General features: G+C 64.3%; 7 protein-coding genes. 3 read left to right on the top strand and 4 right to left on the bottom strand.

The features are described 5' to 3' along the window. The coding region (locus tag WB785_RS17615; protein ID WP_424080590.1) for an Hsp70 family protein at positions 1-1,379 on the bottom strand (1,379 nt) is incomplete at its 3' end. Positions 1,380-1,616: 237 nt separating this feature from the next. Beyond that, positions 1,617-2,843 (bottom strand): hypothetical protein, encoded by a 1,227-nt coding sequence (locus WB785_RS17610; protein WP_424080589.1) that lies wholly within the window; start codon positions 2,841-2,843, stop codon positions 1,617-1,619. Between the two features lie 38 nt (positions 2,844-2,881). On the opposite strand from WB785_RS17610, the gene WB785_RS17605 reads away from it, so the two are divergent. Then, the gene (locus WB785_RS17605) at positions 2,882-3,496 is read left to right on the top strand and encodes a TetR/AcrR family transcriptional regulator (RefSeq protein ID WP_424080588.1); all 615 of its coding nucleotides are present in this window, start codon (positions 2,882-2,884) and stop codon (positions 3,494-3,496) included. On the opposite strand, the gene WB785_RS17600 is transcribed toward WB785_RS17605, so the two are convergent. Beyond that, positions 3,465-3,695 (bottom strand): sensor domain-containing protein, encoded by a 231-nt coding sequence (locus tag WB785_RS17600; RefSeq protein WP_424080587.1) that lies wholly within the window; start codon positions 3,693-3,695, stop codon positions 3,465-3,467. The two genes, WB785_RS17605 and WB785_RS17600, sit on opposite strands and share 32 nt — an antisense overlap. A gap of 158 nt (positions 3,696-3,853) precedes the next feature. On the opposite strand from WB785_RS17600, the gene WB785_RS17595 reads away from it, so the two are divergent. Further along, entirely contained in the window at positions 3,854-4,336 is a 483-nt protein-coding gene (locus tag WB785_RS17595; protein ID WP_424080586.1) for a nuclear transport factor 2 family protein, read from the top strand. Between the two features lie 19 nt (positions 4,337-4,355). On the opposite strand, the gene WB785_RS17590 is transcribed toward WB785_RS17595, so the two are convergent. Continuing rightward, complete coding sequence (locus WB785_RS17590) at positions 4,356-5,012, bottom strand: L,D-transpeptidase family protein (protein WP_424080591.1); 657 nt, start codon at positions 5,010-5,012, stop codon at positions 4,356-4,358. Positions 5,013-5,161: 149 nt separating this feature from the next. Here WB785_RS17590 and WB785_RS17585 point away from each other — a divergent pair. Further along, positions 5,162-5,720: FHA domain-containing protein (locus WB785_RS17585; protein WP_424080585.1), on the top strand; the 559-nt coding region annotated here is incomplete at its 3' end.

Here is a 5,720-nt window from a genome sequence, read left to right as displayed (position 1 = left end):
GCCGAGGTGCTGGGCGGCGCCGGGGCCGGCGGGTGGCTGGTGGAGCTGGTCAGCGTGAAGGCCACCCCGCCGATGGCGACCATCGAGACCAGAGCAGCGACTCCGAAGACAAGTTGCGGCAGCCGATTGCCGCGGGAAGGCCGCGGGGGCGGCTCAAACTTCGGCACCTGCAGCAGCTGCGACGGTGTAACCCGCGCGTCGTCGTCGTAGGGTTCGCCCGTGTAAGCCACCGGCTCGTTGACCGAATCGTCCGCCTCCGACCAGGCCAACTGGTGAAGCGTCTCCGAGGGGTCGTCAAAGAGCACTCCGCCGGTGGCGGCGCCGAGCGTGTCGGTCGACGCGGTGAAACCGCCAGTGGACGCTGCGAAGCTGCCGGTGGACGCACCCACCATCGCGGCCATCGTCGTCGATTCGGGCGCGTCTTCTCGCTGCTCGATCGGCTGGCGGGCGGAGACCATCACCGCGCCGACCGCCATCGCGAGCCCGGGCTGCACGGCCGTCACCACCGATGTCTTGGCATGAGCCGAAAGACGCTGGGCGACAAGCGGAGTCTTGGCGACACCGCCGGCCATCGCCACCGCTGCGAGATCTTTGCGGCGAACTCTGTTGCGCCGCAACATGTCATCGAACGCGGAGAGGACGCGGGTAAGCCGCGCTTCGATCAGGCTTTCCAGTTCGGCCCGAGTCACTTCGACGGACGTACGCCGGCCCGGAAGTTCAACGGCCACCTCGGTCAGCATCTCATCGGACAGCCGTTCTTTGGCCAGCCGGCAGTCTTCGCGCAGATTACCGAACTGTCCCACTACGCCTGTGCTGGCAGGATCGGCGCCATCGGTGCGACCGATGCGTTCCAACACATGAACCATCAGCGCCTGATCAATGAGGTCGCCGGAGAATTCGGGGTAGCGCACTGTGTCGGCAATCGGAGTAAAGCCGGCCGCGGCGTCGGCCAGCGTGAAACTGGTGCCGGCAGCGCCGAAATCCAGTAGCGCCACCACACCGTCGACGGGCAGACGATCATCGGAGTTCAACGCCGTCAACGCGGTAATCGAATCCGATACCAGTCGCGGGGACGTGCCTCCCCGGACGAACCCGGCATGCGTGCACAGCGCGTCCTGCAGTCTCCTCAGGGCTTGCGGTTCCCAGTGCGCGGGAACGGCAATCGTGATGTTGGATGTCGACGCATCGCCGCCGGCTGTGGTGATCAACGCGTCGAGGGCCTCCACCAGCAGCAGCGCTGGGTCTTGGGTGGATCCTTCGCTAGCAGTCAAAGCGCTTGACCCACCGACGCGTTCGACAAAGCCGGTCATCAACGTGCCGTTTGGGTCTTCCAACGGCACACCGAGTTCCGGAGCGCGATCGGGAAATAGGGTCAACACGGCACGACGCGAGACGGGCGGTTTCCCGCTGCGGACCGCGACTAGATTGGTGGTCCCGATCGATAACCCCAACGGGTCATACATAAAGCGAATACTTTCGTCGATAGCGGTCGGTGGCCAGCGTCAACCATAACCGCGGCCGCGCTACGGCGATCGGCCACAACATGATCGGTATGCGCTCGATGCGGTTGTGTCACCGAAGTGATACCGCCGACGTCTTGACAGATCCGGTCGACGTCAGACCACTGTCAGCGGCAACGATTTCCTCGGCTGGAATTGGAAGGTCGACCCACCGCTGACCTTGGCGATCGACACCTCAGGTAGCTCCGTTGTCGCCGTGTCGGTTTCGGATAGCTCGACGGTCCAGTCGGTGCTGTTCCCGTTGACCGTTACTTCGATATGCGGGTCCACCGCGGTGGCGATCGCCTGCAACGGTTGGGTCGACTCTGGTGTGCACAATGAGATCCAGGCGGCATCGTCGTGGGCCGGTGACCGGTGAACACTAAGCTGGCCCGACGTCTCGGCGTCGACGTAACCGCGCGGGTTGAACAGCGGGTGCAGTTCGAAAACCCGTCCTACGCCGTCGATCCCGCTGGGTAACGACAGCGCTCGGTGGATGCGCTCTGCGCCGAGCCCGGCCAAGCCGATCAGCTGGCGGGTTCCCACCGAGGTGGCCAGCGCGGTGTCCGAGCCGGCACGTGCTCGCACGGCGACCGCGAACGACAGGTAGAGCAGATGCATCTGCAGGCACACCTCGTCGGCCATCCGCACCAGCGCCGAATGCGAGAACGCACCGAAGTCGAGGTCGGAGACCAGTGGGCCGGAATAGTCGGCCAACCCCTCGTCGGACCGGTCGATCGCATCGAGTTCCCATGTTGCAGCGCGGGTTTGCGCAACGATGTCCAGCGCCGGGATGCTCTCGGCAGCCGGATAGGACTCGTCGATGACGACGGTCCACGCGCAGTGCGGATGCCGGTCGGACGGCACACGCGGTGGGCGATGGATGGGTCGCATCTGCGCGCGGGGATTGGTCGCCACCGCGGTGGCGTCAAATGTCGGATCTTCGATGGTGTGACACATCCCGAACACGTACTCGTCGCCCATCGGCTCGACGTCGAGCAGCGCGCCGCAGTGGTCGAGCTGGAATTCGCCGTGCCAGCGGTCGTGGATGGTGTAGCGGAAGTCCATGAATTGCGGCGGCGCGCCGATGTCCAGTTGTAAGCCTTTGAAGATGGTGGGCACGTCGTCGCCCACGTAGTTCAGCGCCTGCTGCATCCGTTTGGTGTAGATCGGGCTGGCGCCGGCCCACTCCTCGATGGCAATCTGCACCATCTCTTCACGGCCGAATTCCTGGATGCACCACGCCATGCCGGAGCGATCGATCATGTGCCCGATCAGCAGTAGCTCAGGAACCAGCACGGCCAGTTCCTGACGGGACAGCTGCGCATAGCGGGATTGGCTCACCACCCAAAAATAGTCGTGACTATGTTATAAAGTCAACAATGTCTATTGCTCCTACTCGGCGGACCAAGGCGCCACGCAAGCGCGGGGATGACACCCGGGCGAAGATCATCGACGAGACCGTCCGCTGCATCGTGGAAGAAGGATTCGCCGCTGCGACCGCAAAGCACGTCGCCGAACGCGCCGGCGTCACCTGGGGCGTGATCCAGTACCACTTCGGCGACCGCAACGGCCTGCTGATGGCCGTCGTCGACGACGGTGTGGCCAAGCTGCTGGAGAGCCTGTCCTCGGCCGACGTCAGCGAACTGCCACTGCGCGAGCGCATCGAGGTGGTCGTTGACACCGCGTGGAGTTGCTACAGCAGTCCGACGTCGATGGCGGCGTTCGAAATCCTGCGGGCCAACCGCGGCGGCCCGGGCGGGTCGTCACGGCGTCACCTACTGGAGATGAATGCGGCGATCGCCGAACTCGGCAGGCTGATAACCGATGATCCGTCCAATGACGGTGTGGCGGAGGTGATTTGGGCGACGCTGCGCGGCGTGGTGTTGGCGCAGATGATCGTGGGCGCCTCGATCGACTGGCAACGCGAGCGACGTGCGCTGATCGATATGGTCAGCCATTACCTCAGTGCGGGATTTTCGCGGCGATCGCGTTGACGATGTCAGCGGCCTGGTTGGTGACGTCGTAGCGACAAGCCGAGACGTCAATCGCGACGTTGTTGTGCGCAGCCAGGGCGCGTTGGCATTTCATGCCTCCCCCGCTGTTCAATTGCTGTGTCATCCGCAGCGTGCCCTCGCTGTCATTCGGTGTGCCGATGGTCCACAGTTGCGGCGACGGTGGGGTGGGGAAAACCATTGTCAGCGTTCGGCCTGAGCAATTCGGTAGCCGGCGAAGACCCAACCGGCGCTCAACATGCTGGCGTATGTCCTTCGTTTCGATCCGGGCGCTTGCTGATGGCCGAGGATAGCCCGGCTGCCCGGAGAATACCTGCCGCCGTGTGCTGCAATGTCGAGATGAGCCCACAGGATCACGCCGCATATTTAGCCGACGTCACTGCGATCGAACAGGTCAAGTACCGCTACATGTGGGGGCTGGACACCAAACACTGGGACGACTTCGGTGACACGCTGACCGACGACGTCAAGGGCGACTACGCCGCGTCGCTGGGCGAGGAGCACCACTTCACCAACCGTGCCGACCTGGTGGAGTTCATGCGGTCGTCGCTGGGCCCGGGCGTCATCACCGAGCACCGAGTGACTCATCCAGAGATCAGCGTGACCGGTGATGAGGCGACGGGCCGCTGGTATCTGCAGGACCGCGTGATCGTGGCGGAGTTCAACTTCATGCTGATCGGTGCAGGGTTCTACCGCGACCGTTACCGCCGAACCGCCGACGGATGGCGGATCAGCGCGACGGGATATGACCGGACCTACGAAGCGACGATATCGCTGGCGAACCTCGACTTCAAGCTGAGTCCAGGTAACGCTCTGGCCTGAATTGCTCTGCGGCTCGGCGCTATTGGGTGATTGCGATGACGGCGCCGGGTTTGAGCCACTGGATGATCTGCACCAGCGACGCGTCGTCGATCGCCACGCAACCCTCGGTGGGGCCACCGTCGGTGGTGTGGAAGAAAAACGCAGCGCCCTTGCCCGGCTCGCGGTTCGGGTTGACGCCCATCACCACGGCATGTTTGTACTGCGGAATCTCGAGGTTCTCACTGGCTCCGGTATCGAACGGGCACTGAGCTTTCTGGCAGACCTGCATCGTGTTGAACGTCGGGCTGTTGTCATCGCCGCTCCACCAGTGGTTGGAGTCAACCTGCACGTACTTCAGTCCGCCACCGGGATTGGGCGCGGTCCCGAATGCGAACGGCAACGAGTACACCCCCATCGGGGTGGCCGGATATCCGCTTTTGGCTTGCGGTGCAAGACCTGCCGATCCGATGTGGGCGGGTATGCCGGCCGCGACCGGCTGCCAGCCCGAGGGGCCACGTTGATAGACATCGAGTTTGGCGTTCGAACCGCCAACGCCGACAACGGAAACCACTTGGGTCGCGTTGCCGACCGAAGGGGCAAACCAGGGTGCGCCGACTGCACCACCCGTTGGAGCTGCGGCCAGGGCGACAAAGGTAGTGCACACCGTAGCGCACAGCGAACCCAGCAGTCGGCGCACCGTTTTATCGTCGACGCCAAGCGTGACCGACGTCAAGTAAAGGTTTAGCTGCGATCCGATCACCGCGCGGACGCGGCACCTGTCGTTGCAGGCTGCGGCTATATGTTCGTATGCGTCGCGCACAGGATCCAGGGGTATAGAAGGCAGGAATGGCACCGACAGATCGCAGCCGGACGCCGTCGGACGGCGGCGATACGACCAAGCTCGCCGTGGCGGGCGACGTCGGCGCGCCGCCGCTGACGGTCTGGCTCGGCTCGGCGATGTACACATTTCCGGCCGACCGGGACATTTTCGTAGGTCGCGACCGCGATTGCGACATCCGATTTCACGACCTCAATCCTGGCGACCTCACGCTGATATCGCGGGTGCATGCGATCCTGCGGTTCGACCGCGACCAGTGGGTTGTCGTCGACAAAAGCCAAAACGGCGTCTACGTTTCCGGTTCGCGCGCCCAAGCGGTGCCCATCCGCGACCGGCTGAGCATCACGCTGGGCAGCCCGCGCGGGCCACAGTTGACCTTCCGGGTCGCCAAAGCGCCGGCGTTTTCGGGTCCGCGCAATCCGCGGACCCTCGACCGGATCCCGGATGGGCACCCGGACGCCAGCCCGAAGACGACCGCGCTCCGACCGGTGACTCCGCCGCCGGCTCGTCCAATCAGAACGCAGCCCAGCCGACCGGTTCCCCGGACGGGAGGATCGTCGGGTTTGG

Source organism: Mycobacterium sp., from assembly GCF_049585075.1.
In the GTDB taxonomy this organism is placed as follows: Bacteria; Actinomycetota; Actinomycetes; order Mycobacteriales; family Mycobacteriaceae; genus Mycobacterium.
Note: the sequence above shows the minus strand (reverse complement) of the source record. Positions and strands in the feature narration are given on the sequence as shown.

Excerpts from the sequence above, each read along its gene's own strand:
- WB785_RS17605 (WP_424080588.1), top strand. The coding sequence starts at position 2,882 with ATGTCTATTGCTCCTACTCGGCGGACCAAGGCGCCACGCAAGCGCGGG.
- WB785_RS17600 (WP_424080587.1), bottom strand. The coding sequence starts at position 3,695 with ATGGTTTTCCCCACCCCACCGTCGCCGCAACTGTGGACCATCGGCACA.
- WB785_RS17595 (WP_424080586.1), top strand. The coding sequence starts at position 3,854 with ATGAGCCCACAGGATCACGCCGCATATTTAGCCGACGTCACTGCGATC.